General features: G+C 56.3%; 11 protein-coding genes, 2 tRNA genes and 3 rRNA genes. 10 read left to right on the forward strand and 6 right to left on the reverse strand.

The features are described 5' to 3' along the window. Positions 1 to 77: 77 nt before the first annotated feature. Together D3Z90_RS06285 and D3Z90_RS06290 are read left to right on the forward strand one after the other, a co-directional pair. Positions 78 to 995 (forward strand): LysR family transcriptional regulator, encoded by a 918-nt coding sequence (locus tag D3Z90_RS06285; protein WP_136474928.1) that lies wholly within the window; start codon positions 78 to 80, stop codon positions 993 to 995. 142 nt (positions 996 to 1,137) lie between these two features. Continuing rightward, on the forward strand, positions 1,138 to 1,461 hold the full coding sequence (locus D3Z90_RS06290) for a DUF2025 family protein (RefSeq protein WP_136474929.1): 324 nt from the start codon (positions 1,138 to 1,140) through the stop codon (positions 1,459 to 1,461). A 23-nt stretch (positions 1,462 to 1,484) separates the two neighbouring features. Here the strand turns inward: D3Z90_RS06290 and D3Z90_RS06295 are convergent, their stop codons facing one another. Next, positions 1,485 to 2,552, reverse strand: coding sequence for a diguanylate cyclase (locus tag D3Z90_RS06295; RefSeq protein WP_136474930.1), 1,068 nt, complete (start codon positions 2,550 to 2,552; stop codon positions 1,485 to 1,487). A 126-nt stretch (positions 2,553 to 2,678) separates the two neighbouring features. On the opposite strand from D3Z90_RS06295, the gene D3Z90_RS06300 reads away from it, so the two are divergent. Next, positions 2,679 to 3,779, forward strand: a complete 1,101-nt coding sequence (locus D3Z90_RS06300) for an MBL fold metallo-hydrolase (protein ID WP_136474931.1) — start codon at positions 2,679 to 2,681, stop codon at positions 3,777 to 3,779. Between the two features lie 8 nt (positions 3,780 to 3,787). Here the strand turns inward: D3Z90_RS06300 and D3Z90_RS06305 are convergent, their stop codons facing one another. Together D3Z90_RS06305 and D3Z90_RS06310 are read right to left on the reverse strand one after the other, a co-directional pair. Then, a complete protein-coding gene (locus tag D3Z90_RS06305; protein ID WP_136474932.1) occupies positions 3,788 to 4,678 on the reverse strand; it encodes a formate/nitrite transporter family protein in 891 nt (296 codons plus the stop codon). Positions 4,679 to 4,727: 49 nt separating this feature from the next. Then, positions 4,728 to 5,534, reverse strand: a complete 807-nt coding sequence (locus D3Z90_RS06310) for an aminoglycoside phosphotransferase family protein (RefSeq protein WP_136474933.1) — start codon at positions 5,532 to 5,534, stop codon at positions 4,728 to 4,730. Between the two features lie 548 nt (positions 5,535 to 6,082). Between D3Z90_RS06310 and D3Z90_RS06315 the strand changes: the two genes are divergently transcribed. The 5 genes from D3Z90_RS06315 to rrf all read left to right on the forward strand — a co-directional run bounded on the left by D3Z90_RS06315 (position 6,083) and on the right by rrf (position 11,281). Then, positions 6,083 to 7,619: ribosomal RNA gene (locus tag D3Z90_RS06315) — 16S ribosomal RNA — on the forward strand. 123 nt (positions 7,620 to 7,742) lie between these two features. Continuing rightward, positions 7,743 to 7,819, forward strand: a tRNA-Ile gene (locus tag D3Z90_RS06320). Positions 7,820 to 7,829: 10 nt separating this feature from the next. Next, a tRNA-Ala gene (locus D3Z90_RS06325) sits at positions 7,830 to 7,905 on the forward strand. A 231-nt stretch (positions 7,906 to 8,136) separates the two neighbouring features. Then, positions 8,137 to 11,027, forward strand: a 23S ribosomal RNA gene (locus D3Z90_RS06330). A 138-nt stretch (positions 11,028 to 11,165) separates the two neighbouring features. Continuing rightward, a 5S ribosomal RNA gene (gene rrf / locus D3Z90_RS06335) occupies positions 11,166 to 11,281 on the forward strand. Together the 16S, 23S and 5S rRNA genes with 2 tRNA genes alongside form the textbook arrangement of a ribosomal RNA operon. 165 nt (positions 11,282 to 11,446) lie before the next feature. Here the strand turns inward: rrf and D3Z90_RS06340 are convergent. Continuing rightward, positions 11,447 to 11,752 carry a hypothetical protein gene (locus D3Z90_RS06340; RefSeq protein WP_136474934.1) on the reverse strand — a complete coding sequence of 102 codons (306 nt, stop codon included), beginning with the start codon at positions 11,750 to 11,752 and terminating at the stop codon, positions 11,447 to 11,449. Positions 11,753 to 11,911: 159 nt separating this feature from the next. Here D3Z90_RS06340 and D3Z90_RS06345 point away from each other — a divergent pair, with 159 nt between their 5' ends. Then, complete coding sequence (locus tag D3Z90_RS06345) at positions 11,912 to 12,412, forward strand: sigma-70 family RNA polymerase sigma factor (RefSeq protein ID WP_136474935.1); 501 nt, start codon at positions 11,912 to 11,914, stop codon at positions 12,410 to 12,412. Continuing rightward, positions 12,409 to 13,356, forward strand: coding sequence for a FecR domain-containing protein (locus D3Z90_RS06350; RefSeq protein ID WP_136474936.1), 948 nt, complete (start codon positions 12,409 to 12,411; stop codon positions 13,354 to 13,356). Before D3Z90_RS06345 ends, D3Z90_RS06350 begins: the two co-directional genes overlap by 4 nt. Here the strand turns inward: D3Z90_RS06350 and D3Z90_RS06355 are convergent. Together D3Z90_RS06355 and D3Z90_RS06360 are read right to left on the reverse strand one after the other, a co-directional pair. After that, positions 13,326 to 16,172 (reverse strand): pitrilysin family protein, encoded by a 2,847-nt coding sequence (locus D3Z90_RS06355; RefSeq protein WP_136474937.1) that lies wholly within the window; start codon positions 16,170 to 16,172, stop codon positions 13,326 to 13,328. The genes D3Z90_RS06350 and D3Z90_RS06355 overlap by 31 nt on opposite strands. Beyond that, the gene (locus tag D3Z90_RS06360; RefSeq protein WP_136474938.1) at positions 16,162 to 17,865 is read right to left on the reverse strand and encodes an ABC transporter ATP-binding protein/permease; all 1,704 of its coding nucleotides are present in this window, start codon (positions 17,863 to 17,865) and stop codon (positions 16,162 to 16,164) included. Before D3Z90_RS06360 ends, D3Z90_RS06355 begins: the two co-directional genes overlap by 11 nt. Positions 17,866 to 17,881: the final 16 nt, after the last annotated feature.

Genomic DNA, 17,881 nt, shown 5'->3' on the forward strand with positions numbered 1-17,881 from the left:
TTGGTCGCCTGACTGCTGATAAATCCGCTGAAATCGGAAATACTGATCGGCACTGGCGAACAATCGAGCCCGAAATCATGAACAAGCTGGAGTTGTTGCGCACGTTTGTCCGCGTTAGTGAGCTGTCCAGTTTCACCTTGGCTGGAGAGAGCCTGGGGTTACCGCGATCAACGGTTTCCGAACAGGTCCGAGCCTTGGAAACCTTGCTGGGAACGCGGCTGCTCAACCGCACCACGCGGCGGGTCCAGGCAACCCAGGATGGCCTGCATCTGTACGAGCGTAGCAAAGACCTGCTATCGCGCATGGATGAGATCGAAGGGCTGTTCCACAGCGAGAAGGCTGCGCTGACAGGACGTTTGCGGATTGATTTGCCAACTTTGATGGCACGGCGAATCATCCTGCCCAACCTTGGGCAGTTTCTTGATTGTCATCCTGGTATTGAGCTGGAGATCAGTTGCACAGATCGGCAGGTCGACCTGTTGCGCGAAGGATTTGATTGCGTGGTGCGGATTGGCACCTTGAGTGACTTGGACTTGAGCGCCCGGCCTTTGGGCTCTCTGGCGCAGATCAACTGCGCCAGTCCGCGCTATCTGCAGCGCTATGGAATGCCGAAAACCCTGGCAGACCTGCATCATCACCAACTGATTCATTATGTGAAGAACCTGGGTAGCCGAGGCCCGGGTTTTGAATATCTGCAAGGTGGGGCCTTGCAGGTACAACCCATGGCCGGATCCGTTACCGTCAACAGTACCGAGGCCTATGAAAGTGCCTGTCTTGCCGGTCTTGGTCTGATTCAGGCGCCCGGGGCAGGGCTGCGGGAGTATCTGCAAAGTGGGCAATTGCTGGCGTTACTGGAGGATTTTGTTCCGCCGCCAATGCCGGTGTCGTTGCTGTATGCCAGGCAGCAGCATGTGCCACCGAGACTGCGCGCATTCATGGATTGGTTGTCAGCATTGCTCGAGCCTCGACTGGACCCGGCCAACGGCGAACACTGAACAGAAAGAAAAACCATACCCATCTGCCAGGGTTTTCCATTAACCTTGGGCACCGAGTCGTTCCGTTAGAAAGCGACCAACATTGCCCAGCGTGCCAATCCCATTCGCCCTGCATCCCGAGGATGCTTCAGTGAGGTTTGACATGCACATCACATCACAGGACATCTGTGCCGCCGCCGACCAGCTCAAGGGTTTTGTCGGATTTCACCGTAAGCTCGGCAAGCACATCGTGCGTTTCAGTGAAGACTCGTTCGGTATGGACGTAGCTGATGACAGCATCATCCCCAGTAACGAATTTGTCTGGAAGCAAGGCGAGGGTGAAGTCATGACGTTGAGTCGTGCACTCATCGAGATTCTCCTGGCGCAGAATGTTGACGAAAGACTCAATGTCAGCGAGCCCTTGCGGGTTTACCTGCGACGTCAGGACCTACCGGAGATTGCTGCGCAGCGACGCCTGAAAGCCTGAGCCAAAAGGGATGGGCGGTCAGCCTAGGCAAGCTTCAGTGTGGTGACATCCTGTTGGGAAATAGTAACCTGGTTGCGGCCGCTTCTCTTGGCTGTATACAGGGCTCTGTCGGCCTCATTGAGCCAGGCTTCGGCGTCTGCCAGCCCCTGGTGGCAGGTCGCCAGGCCGATGCTCAGACTGATCCGCAGTTCAGGTAGCTGCGGATTACGGTAACTGCCGACGCGCTCGCGCAGGCGCTCCATGGCCAGGCTGGCTTGTTCCATATTGGTGTTGGGGAGTATCAGGCAGAACTCATCGCCGCCATAACGGCCCGCCAAGTCATCTTCACGTAAGTTACGTTTGAGTTCGTTGCTGAGTTGGCTTAACACACAGTCGCCGACAACGTGCCCGTAAGTGTCGTTTATGGACTTGAAGTGGTCGATATCGATCAGCGCAATCACCGCTTGGCAGTGCTGTTGCTGACATACCTGAAACTTGAGCTGCAGCAGATCCTTCCACGATCCATGATTGAGCAGGCCCGTCAGACTGTCGGTGCGACTCAGTGCACTGAGCCGACGTTTATGTTCCGAGAGCTTCATGGCCAGGCTGTAGCAGACCCATCCTACCGCCATCGGATAGAGAGTAAGCATGGGCAGGCACGCGTAGATTTGTAGGGAAGACGTCTGCAATTGCAAGCCAGGACCAAACAGAGCAATGGCCAGCCCCGCGCCGAGGCATTGAGCAGCCAGGCCCTTGAGGAACAAGCGCTGGCCGCCGGCGGCGAAGTTGTTCATCGTCATCATCGCCAGAATGGTCACACTGAGAAGCGGATTGAACTGCACGGCGGCCGTCCAGAACCCGCCCATCAATGAGTCGAGCAGTAGATTGCGGTACTCGGCGTGATAGGGCACCGCAGCGCGTCGGGCAATCCGAAAAGCGAGGTGTGGCCAGACCAGGCCGTTGAATAGCAACAAGCCCCAGGCCCAAACGGGCAGGTCCAGGGTCGAAATGCCGGCCATGACACTGAGCATGCCGATGCCCAGGCCAATAATACGCGGCAGGTATATCCTTCTTACAAATGAAAGTCCCTTGCCGCTTCTGTTGTCCATCATGGTTGCTGGTCTATTCCGGGACGCCGTTTATCGCATAAAACAGGTGAATATTGTTGAACAATCTGCGGCAACTGAAAAATGGCCTTACAAGCCAATTCACAGTTGATCCAGCCACCCTGGGGTAATATGAAACCAGCCCTTATCCTCGGAGTGCTTCTGCTCATGATCCCTTTGATCGCAAAGGCCGGTGACCCGGCGCCGCATGAGGATGGGCGGTATCACAACCTGCGCCAACTTCCTCAGGACAGCGTGCTGAAAAAACTGCGCATAGGCTTCAAGTTCCTGTTTCTTGGCAAACCGCCCGAAACCCGGCCAAACGTTGAGATCCCGGTTCAGCCGTTGAGTCGTCAGCAACTGCTCGAGGCCCCGGACCGAAGTCTGTGGCGCCTGGGGCATTCCACTGTATTGCTGAAACTGCGTGATCACTTCTTCATTACCGACCCGGTGTTCGCTGAACGCGCCTCACCGGTGCAGTGGGCGGGTCCGCAGCGCTTTCACCAGCCGCCACTCAAGCTTGCTGAGCTACCTCCGCTGACCGCGGTGATTCTTTCGCATGACCACTATGACCATCTTGATGAGCAGGCCATACGGCAACTGGCGGACAAGACCGAGCATTTTCTTGCACCGATGGGGGTGGGCGACCTGTTGATTGAGTGGGGGGTACCCGCAGCCAAGGTCAAGCAACTGGACTGGTGGCAGGAAACACAGATTGAGGGCATTCGGTTTGTCGCGACCCCAGCCCAGCATTTTTCTGGACGAGGGCTGTTCGACAGCAACAGCACGTTATGGGCTTCCTGGGTCATTGTGGAAGAAAACCTGCGCCTGTTTTTCAGCGGCGACACTGGATACTTTGAAGGCTTCAAACAAATCGGCGACCAGTACGGTCCGTTCGATGTGACGCTGATAGAAACCGGTGCCTACAACCTTGAATGGCCCAACGTACACATGCAGCCTGAGCAAAGCCTGCAGGCTCACCAGGATTTGCGCGGGCGCTGGCTGTTGCCGGTGCACAACGGAACCTTCGATCTTTCGGTTCATAGCTGGCATGAACCGTTCGACCGCATCCTGGCCTTGGCCAATGCGGCGCAAGTGCCGCTCAGTACCCCGCAGATGGGGGAGCGGATCAGTCTTGACCAGCCTCACAGCGGCCCGGCCTGGTGGTTGCCCAAACCGTTGCGCCAACCACTCAAGGCTGGCGAGCGGGTCATGGCCATGAAGGACTTGTAGGGCGCGCGTTATTTCGATGGGTGATTACGCGCTATTTCCTTGTCCAGTGCTGGTAGTTGCGAGGGTGGCTTGCCGCTGTCGCTGCGCACCTGAGCATGGCTTATCAGGGCGAAGATGAAGCTGCCGCCAATAATGTTGCCTATTAATGTCGGCGCGGCGAAATCCAGCCAGAAGTCCTGCCAACTGACCTCGCCGGCCCAAGCCAGGTAGGACACCTCCACTGAACCGACGACGATATGGGTGAAGTCGCCCAGCGCCATGAGGTAGGTAATCACCAGGATGATCCAGATTTTGGCGTGCTCCATGGAGGGGATCATCCAGACCATGGTGGCGATCATCCAGCCGGAGATGATGCCTTTGGCGAACATCTGACGTAGATCGTTCTCCATCACCTTGCGACCTATCTCAAGAAAGGCTTCATCGGTCTTACTGTCGAAGATAGGCAAGTGCAGCATGATGTAAGCCACCAGAATGGTGCCGGCGAGATTGCCGAGCAGCACCACCGACCATAGGCGCAAGAGTTGACCGAGTTTGCGCAGAGTCGGTTCGGTCATCACGGGAAGCACGGCGGTGATGGTGTTTTCGGTGAACAGTTGTTGGCGGGCCAGAATCACCGCGAGAAAACCTGCGCTATAACCCAGGCTGGCAATGACCTGGCTGCTATCGCCCTCCGGAAGTCGCGCGTAGAAAAGCCCCATGGCCATCATCGATAGCCCCATGCTTAGTCCTGCAGCCAGTGCCGACCACCATAAGGCTGCAAGGGTGCGCTCAAGCTCCTGATCACCCTGGTAGCGGATGATCTCGTGCAAAACAGCTGCACGAGGTGGCTGGTGCTGACTGACTTCCTGTTCTTCATCCGCCGACAGGCCTGGTGTCTTGCTGCTCTCGGATTCGCTCATGGCAGTGTCTCGCATGGGGGCATCTTCTACAGAGCGTCGCCGATGCTGTTTAGTTGCCTGCCTCCAATAGATTGAGTGCAAGTTGCGCCAACTCCAGGCGTTGCTCGACTTGCGTCTGCATGTTGTCCTCCTGGAACCAGGCAGCTGACAAACCGCACCAGGCCACTACCCACTGCAGCAGGCGTTGGCGTGGCAGCTTGGCGAACTTGCAGACAATCTGCAGTCGACTGTTGAAATGCTGCACTTGGCTCGCTACACCGGGGGAGGGATTACAGAACAGGTTGGCGTAGTCGAAGGTCCGTTCGCCGTAAAGGCATTTGGGATCGATGGCCAACCAGCCGTCAGGGCCGAAGTCGAGGACATTGCCGTGATGGATATCACCGTGCAGGACACGCTCCTCTTGCGGGCTTGCCAGCAGGCCGTCGGCGATCTGCGCACTGCGTACATATAAGTGGCCATGGAGCTGCGCCGCGTCCCTCAATCCTTGAAACCAGGTGTGCAGGTCAACAAGGGGGAAGTCGGGCTTTCCCTGATGAGCATGCAAGCGCTCGATCGTCTGGCACAGAAGCCTCGTGGCTCGTTCGTCCTGCCCATTTTCTGCGTAAGCGACCAAGGAGTTCGGGCCTTGTGCTCGGGTCAGCAACAATGCGTTGTTGGCATGGGCCAAGACCTTCGCCGATCCTTGGCCGTTCCACCACTTCATGAGGAAGGCACCGCGTACTTCTTCGGCCACACAGGCAACTTTGAGTATTGCAGGCTGATTGCGATAGCGCACTGGCAATAGGTGGCTGCTGTGGGTGAGTAACGGGGCACCATCGACGATCAGGTGCCAGCGCTGCAAGTAGGGTTCGAACATTCGGGTTTCCTGTATTGATGTACCTATATATAGCTTTCGGAAACAAAGTTGTAATAAGTCCTTGACGCCCCTGCGGATCTCTCTATAATTCGCCCCACTTCTGGCGTAGTCGGAACTGAAAACTCCTTGATATTCAATGAGTTAGATGTTTCAGGTAGGGCTGGAAGGGCTTCGGTCGAAAGATCGGCAGCGGTGAAAAAGGTGGTTGACAGCGAATTGAAACGCTGTAGAATTCGCCTCCCGCTGACGAGAGATCGCAGCGAGTTAAGCGGTTGAAGTTGAAAGAGAAATTCTGAAAAACTTCAAAATAAACGCTTGACACACTTTGAGGAAAGCGTAGAATGCGCGCCTCGGTTGAAGCGAAAGACTTCAGCCAACGCTCTTTAACAATCGAATCAAGCAATTCGTGTGGGTGCTTGTGACTCAGACTGATAGTCAGAAAGATTATCAGCATCACAAGTGACTGCACGAGAAGTCGAAAGGCTTCGAATTAGTCATTTGAGATTGCTGAGCCAAGTTTAGGGTTTTCTCAAAACCCAAGCAGTATTGAACTGAAGAGTTTGATCATGGCTCAGATTGAACGCTGGCGGCAGGCCTAACACATGCAAGTCGAGCGGATGACGGGAGCTTGCTCCTTGATTCAGCGGCGGACGGGTGAGTAATACCTAGGAATCTGCCTGGTAGTGGGGGACAACGTTTCGAAAGGAACGCTAATACCGCATACGTCCTACGGGAGAAAGCAGGGGACCTTCGGGCCTTGCGCTATCAGATGAGCCTAGGTCGGATTAGCTAGTTGGTGAGGTAATGGCTCACCAAGGCGACGATCCGTAACTGGTCTGAGAGGATGATCAGTCACACTGGAACTGAGACACGGTCCAGACTCCTACGGGAGGCAGCAGTGGGGAATATTGGACAATGGGCGAAAGCCTGATCCAGCCATGCCGCGTGTGTGAAGAAGGTCTTCGGATTGTAAAGCACTTTAAGTTGGGAGGAAGGGCATTAACCTAATACGTTAGTGTTTTGACGTTACCGACAGAATAAGCACCGGCTAACTCTGTGCCAGCAGCCGCGGTAATACAGAGGGTGCAAGCGTTAATCGGAATTACTGGGCGTAAAGCGCGCGTAGGTGGTTCGTTAAGTTGGATGTGAAATCCCCGGGCTCAACCTGGGAACTGCATCCAAAACTGGCGAGCTAGAGTAGGGCAGAGGGTGGTGGAATTTCCTGTGTAGCGGTGAAATGCGTAGATATAGGAAGGAACACCAGTGGCGAAGGCGACCACCTGGGCTCATACTGACACTGAGGTGCGAAAGCGTGGGGAGCAAACAGGATTAGATACCCTGGTAGTCCACGCCGTAAACGATGTCAACTAGCCGTTGGAATCCTTGAGATTTTAGTGGCGCAGCTAACGCATTAAGTTGACCGCCTGGGGAGTACGGCCGCAAGGTTAAAACTCAAATGAATTGACGGGGGCCCGCACAAGCGGTGGAGCATGTGGTTTAATTCGAAGCAACGCGAAGAACCTTACCAGGCCTTGACATCCAATGAACTTTCCAGAGATGGATTGGTGCCTTCGGGAACATTGAGACAGGTGCTGCATGGCTGTCGTCAGCTCGTGTCGTGAGATGTTGGGTTAAGTCCCGTAACGAGCGCAACCCTTGTCCTTAGTTACCAGCACGTAATGGTGGGCACTCTAAGGAGACTGCCGGTGACAAACCGGAGGAAGGTGGGGATGACGTCAAGTCATCATGGCCCTTACGGCCTGGGCTACACACGTGCTACAATGGTCGGTACAGAGGGTTGCCAAGCCGCGAGGTGGAGCTAATCTCACAAAACCGATCGTAGTCCGGATCGCAGTCTGCAACTCGACTGCGTGAAGTCGGAATCGCTAGTAATCGCGAATCAGAATGTCGCGGTGAATACGTTCCCGGGCCTTGTACACACCGCCCGTCACACCATGGGAGTGGGTTGCACCAGAAGTAGCTAGTCTAACCTTCGGGGGGACGGTTACCACGGTGTGATTCATGACTGGGGTGAAGTCGTAACAAGGTAGCCGTAGGGGAACCTGCGGCTGGATCACCTCCTTAATCGACGACATCAGCTGTTTCATAAGCTCCCACACGAATTGCTTGATTCATTGAAGAAGACGATAGAAGCAGCTTTAAGCTCCAAGCTGGTAGCTCAAAGCTAACAGTTACGCGCTCGAAATTGGGTCTGTAGCTCAGTTGGTTAGAGCGCACCCCTGATAAGGGTGAGGTCGGCAGTTCGAATCTGCCCAGACCCACCAATTTTGTTATGGGGCCATAGCTCAGCTGGGAGAGCGCCTGCCTTGCACGCAGGAGGTCAGCGGTTCGATCCCGCTTGGCTCCACCATTAATTCTGCTTCGTAAAGCTTAGAAATGAATATTCGTGTCGAATATTGATTTCTGAACTTTTTCAGAATCGTTCTTTAAAAATTTGGGTATGTGATAGAAAGATAGACTGGATGGCACTTTCACTGGTGTTGTTCAGGCTAAGGTAAAATTTGTGAGTGACTCTTAAGAGTTTTGCGAATTTTCGGCGAATGTCGTCTTCACAGTATAACCAGATTGCTTGGGGTTATATGGTCAAGTGAAGAAGCGCATACGGTGGATGCCTTGGCAGTCAGAGGCGATGAAAGACGTGGTAGCCTGCGATAAGCTTCGGGGAGTCGGCAAACAGACTTTGATCCGGAGATCTCTGAATGGGGGAACCCACCCAGCATAAGCTGGGTATCTTGTACTGAATACATAGGTGCAAGAGGCGAACCAGGGGAACTGAAACATCTAAGTACCCTGAGGAAAAGAAATCAACCGAGATTCCCTTAGTAGTGGCGAGCGAACGGGGACTAGCCCTTAAGTGGCTTTGAGATTAGCGGAACGCTCTGGAAAGTGCGGCCATAGTGGGTGATAGCCCTGTACGCGAAAATCTCTTAGTCATGAAATCGAGTAGGACGGAGCACGAGAAACTTTGTCTGAATATGGGGGGACCATCCTCCAAGGCTAAATACTACTGACTGACCGATAGTGAACCAGTACCGTGAGGGAAAGGCGAAAAGAACCCCGGAGAGGGGAGTGAAATAGATCCTGAAACCGTATGCGTACAAGCAGTGGGAGCCTACTTTGTTAGGTGACTGCGTACCTTTTGTATAATGGGTCAGCGACTTATATTCAGTGGCGAGCTTAACCGAATAGGGGAGGCGTAGCGAAAGCGAGTGTTAATAGCGCGTTTAGTCGCTGGGTATAGACCCGAAACCGGGCGATCTATCCATGGGCAGGTTGAAGGTTAGGTAACACTGACTGGAGGACCGAACCGACTACCGTTGAAAAGTTAGCGGATGACCTGTGGATCGGAGTGAAAGGCTAATCAAGCTCGGAGATAGCTGGTTCTCCTCGAAAGCTATTTAGGTAGCGCCTCATGTATCACTGTAGGGGGTAGAGCACTGTTTCGGCTAGGGGGTCATCCCGACTTACCAAACCGATGCAAACTCCGAATACCTACAAGTGCCGAGCATGGGAGACACACGGCGGGTGCTAACGTCCGTCGTGAAAAGGGAAACAACCCAGACCGTCAGCTAAGGTCCCAAAGTTATGGTTAAGTGGGAAACGATGTGGGAAGGCTTAGACAGCTAGGAGGTTGGCTTAGAAGCAGCCACCCTTTAAAGAAAGCGTAATAGCTCACTAGTCGAGTCGGCCTGCGCGGAAGATGTAACGGGGCTCAAACCATACACCGAAGCTACGGGTGTCACTTAGGTGACGCGGTAGAGGAGCGTTCTGTAAGCCTGTGAAGGTGAGTTGAGAAGCTTGCTGGAGGTATCAGAAGTGCGAATGCTGACATGAGTAACGACAATGGGAGTGAAAAACTCCCACGCCGAAAGACCAAGGTTTCCTGCGCAACGTTAATCGACGCAGGGTTAGTCGGTCCCTAAGGCGAGGCTGAAAAGCGTAGTCGATGGAAAACAGGTTAATATTCCTGTACTTCTAGTTATTGCGATGGAGGGACGGAGAAGGCTAGGCCAGCTTGGCGTTGGTTGTCCAAGTTTAAGGTGGTAGGCTGAGATCTTAGGTAAATCCGGGATCTTAAGGCCGAGAGCTGATGACGAGTTGCCTTTAGGCGACGAAGTGGTTGATGCCATGCTTCCAAGAAAAGCTTCTAAGCTTCAGATAACTAGGAACCGTACCCCAAACCGACACAGGTGGTTGGGTAGAGAATACCAAGGCGCTTGAGAGAACTCGGGTGAAGGAACTAGGCAAAATGGCACCGTAACTTCGGGAGAAGGTGCGCCGGTGAGGGTGAAGGACTTGCTCCGTAAGCTCATGCCGGTCGAAGATACCAGGCCGCTGCGACTGTTTATTAAAAACACAGCACTCTGCAAACACGAAAGTGGACGTATAGGGTGTGACGCCTGCCCGGTGCCGGAAGGTTAATTGATGGGGTTAGCTAACGCGAAGCTCTTGATCGAAGCCCCGGTAAACGGCGGCCGTAACTATAACGGTCCTAAGGTAGCGAAATTCCTTGTCGGGTAAGTTCCGACCTGCACGAATGGCGTAACGATGGCGGCGCTGTCTCCACCCGAGACTCAGTGAAATTGAAATCGCTGTGAAGATGCAGTGTATCCGCGGCTAGACGGAAAGACCCCGTGAACCTTTACTATAGCTTTGCACTGGACTTTGAATTTGCTTGTGTAGGATAGGTGGGAGGCTTTGAAGCGTGGACGCCAGTTCGCGTGGAGCCAATCTTGAAATACCACCCTGGCAACTTTGAGGTTCTAACTCAGGTCCGTCATCCGGATCGAGGACAGTGTATGGTGGGTAGTTTGACTGGGGCGGTCTCCTCCTAAAGAGTAACGGAGGAGTACGAAGGTGCGCTCAGACCGGTCGGAAATCGGTCGTAGAGTATAAAGGCAAAAGCGCGCTTGACTGCGAGACAGACACGTCGAGCAGGTACGAAAGTAGGTCTTAGTGATCCGGTGGTTCTGTATGGAAGGGCCATCGCTCAACGGATAAAAGGTACTCCGGGGATAACAGGCTGATACCGCCCAAGAGTTCATATCGACGGCGGTGTTTGGCACCTCGATGTCGGCTCATCACATCCTGGGGCTGAAGCCGGTCCCAAGGGTATGGCTGTTCGCCATTTAAAGTGGTACGCGAGCTGGGTTTAGAACGTCGTGAGACAGTTCGGTCCCTATCTGCCGTGGACGTTTGAGATTTGAGAGGGGCTGCTCCTAGTACGAGAGGACCGGAGTGGACGAACCTCTGGTGTTCCGGTTGTCACGCCAGTGGCATTGCCGGGTAGCTATGTTCGGGAGAGATAACCGCTGAAAGCATCTAAGCGGGAAACTTGCCTCAAGATGAGATCTCACTGGAGCCTTGAGCTCCCTGAAGGGCCGTCGAAGACTACGACGTTGATAGGTTGGGTGTGTAAGCGCTGTGAGGCGTTGAGCTAACCAATACTAATTGCCCGTGAGGCTTGACCATATAACACCCAAGCAATTTGCGTCGAACGACCAGATTGCGGTGTTGTGAAGACGAAACAAACCGAAAGTTTGCAACTCACAAACATCACATACCCGATTCGCTGGAGTGTCTGAACAAGACCTTCTGGCAACAGAATTTCTTGACGACCATAGAGCATTGGAACCACCTGATCCCATCCCGAACTCAGTAGTGAAACGATGCATCGCCGATGGTAGTGTGGGGTTTCCCCATGTGAGAGTAGGTCATCGTCAAGATTAAATTCCGAAACCCCTATCTGCACATGCAGGTAGGGGTTTTGTCTTTTCCGGCATCGCACACCTCGCCGCTGTGGTAGCGAGCGTGCCCGGCGATACCATCCCTTCCAGCAAATCGATGGCAAAAAAAACCACCCCGTAGGGTGGTCTTGGACATCTGTATGCTTACACAAAAGCCTGTGGCGCTACGCCGCGAGGCAGGCGGCAGCGATCGGGCTGTGCGGCCAGGCGTACACGCCAGTTGGCCTTGAAGCAGAACGCGCTCGCTGCAGCCTTTTGCACTTGGCTGGCTTGGCGCTGTTTGCGCAGCTCGGCCAATGAGGGGGTTGCTGTCTTGGCCGGCGCCTCTTGCGCTTTGACCAGAGAACGTTGGCACGACTTGCAATCGACTTTGTCGGTTTCAGAAGTGCTGCTGAGGTTATTGCCGTTGCGACCGCAAGCGACCGAGTCGTTGCTGGTTGAATAGTGCATTACCAAAACTGTACATCTCCACACATATGAACATAAGCCCCGGTATTTTCGCATAGTTGGCAGCGGATGCGACGTTGTCGTCACTACGCTGCAGTTCGGCGTTTCAATCCTTGTAAATAATGATTATCATTAGCGATTATTCCTTATGTCTAATTGATCATGCATACCAAGGATGTTGTCGTCAGCCTCTATCAGGATCACTGCGGCTGGCTCAAGGGATGGTTGCAGCAGCGTCTGGGGTGTTCGAGCGACGCCGCCGACCTGGCGCATGACATCTTCGTCAAGGTGTTGCACAAGAACCTTGAGGAGGTGCGAGAGCCTCGGGCGTTTCTCAGGACCATTGCCCACGGCCTGATGGTCGACAAGGTGCGCCGCAAGGAACTTGAGCGTGCGTACTTGATCACCATGCAGCAGATGCCCGAGGCACTGGCGGCTTCGCCTGAGCTGACCTGCTCGATTCTGCAGTCGCTGTATGAACTGGATCGCATGTTGAACAGTTTGCCGACCAAGGTGCGCCAGGCCTTCCTGCTCTGTCAGGTCGACGGTCTCAAATACGCTGAAGCCGCTGAACGTCTCGGCGTTACGGTCAGCTCTATCAAAAAGTACATGCACACCGCGCTGCTGCGCTGCCTGGAACTGGAATTGGAGCTGGAGGCATGAGTGCGCTGCGCGACGATCCGCAAAGCCTGAGCGAGGCGCTGAACTGGCTCATTGAATTGCGTGAAGCTCAACAGGGCGACCCTCGCTATCGCTCCTGGCAGGAATGGCTTGCGGCCAGCGGCCAGAATCGTCAGGCCTGGCAACGCGTCGAGACGCTAGGCCAGCGACTGTCAGGTACCCAGGGTCGTTTACTGCTGCATTCCTTGCGAGCAACCCCTGCGCATACTTCACGGCGCGCCTTCGTCGGTAAGCTTTGCCTGTTGCTCGGCGGAGCGGGGGCACTTGCCTACAGTGGACAGCGCCAGGCATGGCCGGAGCTGAGTGCGGGCTATCGCACCACTACCGGTGAGTTGCGCAATCTGGAGTTGGGCAATCATCTGCAATTGACCCTGAACACCGCTACAGCGCTGGATGTAGACAGTGGCGGGAAGGGCACACGGATTGCCTTGCTCAAAGGCGAGATCATGGTCGACTCGCGCCAGGTGGTGGCCGGTCCTACACAGGTGCAATTGCCAGAGGCGCGAGTGTGGGCTGAGCAGGCACGTTTCTCGGTTCGTGCGCTGGAGGGTGAGTCGCCACGTGTGTGTGTCTACCAGGGTCAGTTACGCATCAACGTCGGCAACAAGGAGCAACAGCTTGTCGGCGGCCAGCAATTAGTGATTTCAACGCAGGAGACGCGCCGCGAAGATTTGCCGGTTGCCTCCGACGCCTGGACCCGTGGCTTGTTGATCAGTGACGGCATGTCCTTGGCATCCTTTACTCGTGAGCTGGACCGTTACCGTAGCGGGCGGCTGCACTGCGACCCGCAAGTCGCAGCGTTGCGTGTTTCCGGTGCCTTCGATCTGCGCCATCCCGAGCAGATCCTGGCCACGCTCGGCCAGGTTTTGCCGGTAAAAGTGCAATACCGCACCCGTTACTGGGCGACGGTGGTTCCCGCAGCCTGAAGGGTGGCGCTGGCTGGGGCCAGCACGAACAACTTGGGATTGCGCCCCAGCAGCGCCCGACAAAGTGCATTGACGTGGGAAAGCTCCAGCTCGCGCAGACGTTGCGGCGCATCGGCCAGGCTGTTGAAGTCGTCATCTACCATGGCCACCTGGACCAGGGCTTCGGTCCAGTAGGCGGCGCTACGACGTTGCTGCGTCATCTCGTTGAGCTGGGCCTGCCGGGCCTGGTCCAGTTCGTTCTGACTGATGCCGTGCTCGGCCAGTTGGCTCACTACCTTCTGTGCTTGTGCGGTCAACGATTCGGCGCGTTCGGGGGCGGCAGTGAAGTTCAGCCGGGCCAGGTAGTAGGACGATGGCAAGCGCGTAAGCAGTTGGCTGAAACCGATGGCATAAACCCCGGATGCTTCTTCACGAATGGCCTGACGCAATCGCTGGTTGGCCACTTTGTCGACCACAGCCAATGCCTGGACATCCAGGTCGCTCCACTGCGCAGAATTGCTATAGAGCAGATTGACCATCGTTTTCGGGCTGCTGGACCACGGGTATGTGTGGTGCATGCTCTGCTGCAATGGCTGCACCCCCCTGTCGCGCCAAAGTACAGCCGGGCCGGCGACTGCAGGCAAGCTGGCCAGCCAGGTTCGAGAAAGCTGCTGGACGCGCTCCCTGTCCACCGGACCGCTGATCACCAAGGTCATTCCTTGACGCACGGCGAACAGCTCGCTGTATGCCTCGCGCAGCTGCTCGGCCTGGAAGGTGCGCCACGGTCCCTGGGCATCGTTGACCAAGCGCTCGCCGTTGCTGTACGCGGTGCGATTGATGGCATCCATAAAGCGTCGTTCCGCCGGCAAGCTGTCGAGGCTGGTGATGTAACGTTGGCGCATTTCTTCCAGACGTTCACTGTCGAAACGTGGCGCCGAGAGTTTCAGGCGCAGGAGTTTGAACAGGGTTTCCAACTGATCCGCAGGTGCCGTGCCGCGCATACCGTGAAACAGGCTTTCGCTGAACGGCTTCAGTTGCACCTGGCTGGCCTGGCCCAGTCGCGCCAGTTGCAATGCCGAGTACTCACCGTAACCACTGCGCTCCGCCAGGCTGGTCGACCAGTTGGAGAGACCAGCCTGATCGGCGGGCTCAACAGATGTCCCCCCGTACTGGCGCAATTCCAGGCGTACATTGTCCTGCAGGGATGGATCAGCCTTGACGATCACCCGCAGCCCGTTGCTCAGGCGCCACTGCAGTGCATCGACTGCTTTCAATGGCGACAGGTCGGTCAAGCTTCCTGGCGCCGGCGTGGCAAGTTGCAGTTGTTGCATCCGCGCAGCGTAAGGAAAGGCCCCAGGCTGGCTAGCCAGAGCTTTCTGCCATAATGTCGCCCAGTGCTGGTCGTTGTGCTGCTTGGCGTCGCTCTTGGGGCCTACCAGCGCCAGACGCGGGGATGCCTCAGCCAATAGCTCGCTGACCGCTGCCTGTAGGTGCAAGGCGGTGATCTTCGGTAGCCAGGCCTGGGTAATTTGCAGTTGCTGACGCTTGTCATACAGCGGCATCTGGAATTCCACGGCCTGGGCCATGGTGTCGGCCAGCACCTGATTGGTATAACGCTGTTGGCCGCTAGCCTGGTTATCCAGTTTTTCCGCCAGGCGCTGCTTGGCGGCGTCCAACTCCTGCGCAGTGACCGGTTGAGTGGCCATGCGTTGCAGTTCGGTGAACAGCTGCTCGCTGGCTTGAGCGTAGTTATTGTCACGCGGGTGTAGCACGATCCGGTATTGACCACGGCGGGCGTCCAGCAATATGGCTCGCTCGGCAACCCCTGCCTGGCTGAACGACCCTTGCTCGACCAGAAGGTCCAGGCGTTCGTCGAGTACGCTCAACCACAGGGCGTCGATCAGATCACGCCATTGCCCATTCTGGCTGTCCAGCGCGGCCGGCAGGTTTCGCTGCAATATCAATTGCACCAGACGCTGTCCCTGTTCGGCATCGAACACCGACGCCACGCGCAAAGCCTTCGCGCCACGAAACTGTGCGGTGCTGGACGGTGCTGCAGTTCCGCGCGGTTGGAGGCCGAACAATGCTTCGATGCGGCCACGTAGTTGTGCATCGTCAAAGCGCCCGACCAGCAGCAAGGTCATGCGCTGGGGTTGGTACCAGTCGCGGTAGTACGCCTGTGCCTGCGCAAGGGGCGCATGACGAATGACGTCCAGATCGCCGATGGGGTTGCGGCCCTGGTAATCGCTATCCTGGTAGAGCAAGTCATCGAGACGCTGATTGATGCGTTGCCCCACGCCTTGGCGCAGCCGCCACTCTTCGACGATTACTTCTCGCTCGGCTTCGAACGCTGCCGGGTCGAAACTCAGGTACGCCGCCCAATCAGCCATCAGGCGCAGCGCCAAGTCTGCGTGCTCAGGAGCATCCTCGGCCAGGGAGATTTTGTACAAGGTGCTGTTGAAGCTGGTGGCGGCGTTGATGTCCGGTCCCAGGCTGATGCCCAAGCGTTCCAGTGCGGCCAGGCCGGCTTTGCCCGGAAAGTGTTGGCTACCTTTGAATGCCATGTGCTCGACAAAGTGCGCCAACCCGCGCTGTTGCGGGCTTTCCTGCAGTGAACCGCTGCCTACCAACAGGCGCAGCTCCATGCCATCGGACTCGCGCGGTACTAACATCACTCGCATGCCGTTGGCCAGGTGGTAGTCGCGTAGTTCAGGCCGCGTGGGTAGCTCAGCGCGTGGCTCGTTCGGCACAGGCGTCGCGGGCTGCGGCGCAACCGCTGCACCACAGGCTGTCAGCAACAGCAGCGTACACAGCGTCAGAAGGGGTCTAGCGTTCATGAGCAAAGTGTTCCTCGCAGGGGTAAGTCGGGGTGTTCAAGTCGATGACGTGGTCGGCTTGAAGCGCCAGATGAGGCTGATGGCTGACCAGTAGGATGGCGCTGCTGTGCAGGTGCCGGCGCAGCACTTCCAGCAGTGCGCTGGCGGCAGGTGGATCGAGCGCCGAGAGGGTTTCGTCGAGCAGCAACAAAGCAGGGCGGTTAAGTAGCAGGCGGGCGATCAACAGGCGCTGGCGTTCACCACCGGACAAGCGCTGATACCAGTCAGCTCGGTGCGCCAACTGATCACCCCAGTGGCCCATGCCCACCTCATTCAGCGCCCAGTGCAATTGGCTGTCGCAGAACGACCCCGTCAGGCGCGGATACGTCAGCAACTCGGCCAGTGTTCCGTCTCCCAGGTACGGGTCCTGAGGCATCCAGAACACCGCAGCCTGCGTAAGCCATCGGCCTTGAACGTGTGGCCAGAACCCGGCCAAGGTTCGCAGCAAGGTTGATTTCCCCATCCCCGATGGTCCGCTCAGCAAGGTCAGGGTGCCGGGCTGCAGACGCAGGGTCAGTGCGGGCAGCAACGGGGAGCCATCGCTGTGCTGGACCGACAGCTCGGCTTCCAGCAGTGCATTGCCTGAAGGTTTGCAGGCGGCCAACGGCGCGTGCAACGGTGCATCCAGGATTACCACAAAGCCATGCAAGCGCTCGACACACGCCGCCCACGCGGCAATGTCGCGATAGGCGTAGATAAACCAGCTCAACGCGCCAGCAACTTGACCGAAGGCCGACTGAATACGCATTAACCCGCCCAGCTGTAGTTCGCCTGATAAAAATTTGGGCAAGGCAAAGAAGAACGGCGCCAGCAGGGTGGCTTGTTGATAGCCGACGGTAAAAAACGCCAGGTTTCGTTCTGCGCGCATCAGGCGGTACCAGTTACTGATCACTTCAGCGAAGCGCGAACGCAAGGCTTCGCGATCCTGTTCCTGGCCGTGATGCCCTGCGATCGCATCGGCGTGGCGACGGCGAAAGATCAGGGCGCTGCGATAGTCCGCCTCACGGTGTTGCTGGCCGACGTTCAGACCTTGCAGCGCGCCGCCGATCCAATGGGTCACGGCAATCCCGGCCAGGGTATAGGCCAAGCAGGTCCAGACCATGTAGCCCGGCAGGCGGTACGTCTCTCCTGCAAGGCTGAATGTGAAAGCACCCGACAAGGTCCAGAGAATGCTGACGAACGAAACCAGCGTAACCAGCGAACGGATGAACGACAGCAGCAACTTGAGCGAATGCTCGACCATCAGCCGCACATCATCGGCGATGCGCTGGTCGGGGTTGTCCGGCTCGCGGTCTTGTAGCTGCAGGCGATAGTGTTGGCCGTCTGCAGAAAGCCAGCGGTTGCACAAATGTTCTGTCAGCCAGGTTCGCCAGCGAATATGCAGGTGCTTGCGCAGGTAGTCGGCATACACCACGACCAGAATCATTGCTGCAACCAGCCCCACAAAGCTGTACAGCAAGGGATAAAGCGCCTCGCCGTTGAGTGCTTGCAAGGCGTTGTAGAAGTCGCCATTCCACTGGTTCATGCGCACGCTGAACCACACGCCAAGCAGCGTCAGCGCGATCACTGTGGCCAGTAAAAACCAGGCGGGCAATGCTGAACGCGAGCGCCAGAAAGGGCCGGTGATGGCCCAGAATTGTCGAAGTCTTGTCATCAAGATCCACGGCCCG

The organism is Pseudomonas sp. DG56-2 (genome assembly GCF_004803755.1).
GTDB classification, from domain to species: Bacteria; Pseudomonadota; Gammaproteobacteria; order Pseudomonadales; family Pseudomonadaceae; genus Aquipseudomonas; species Aquipseudomonas auratipiscis.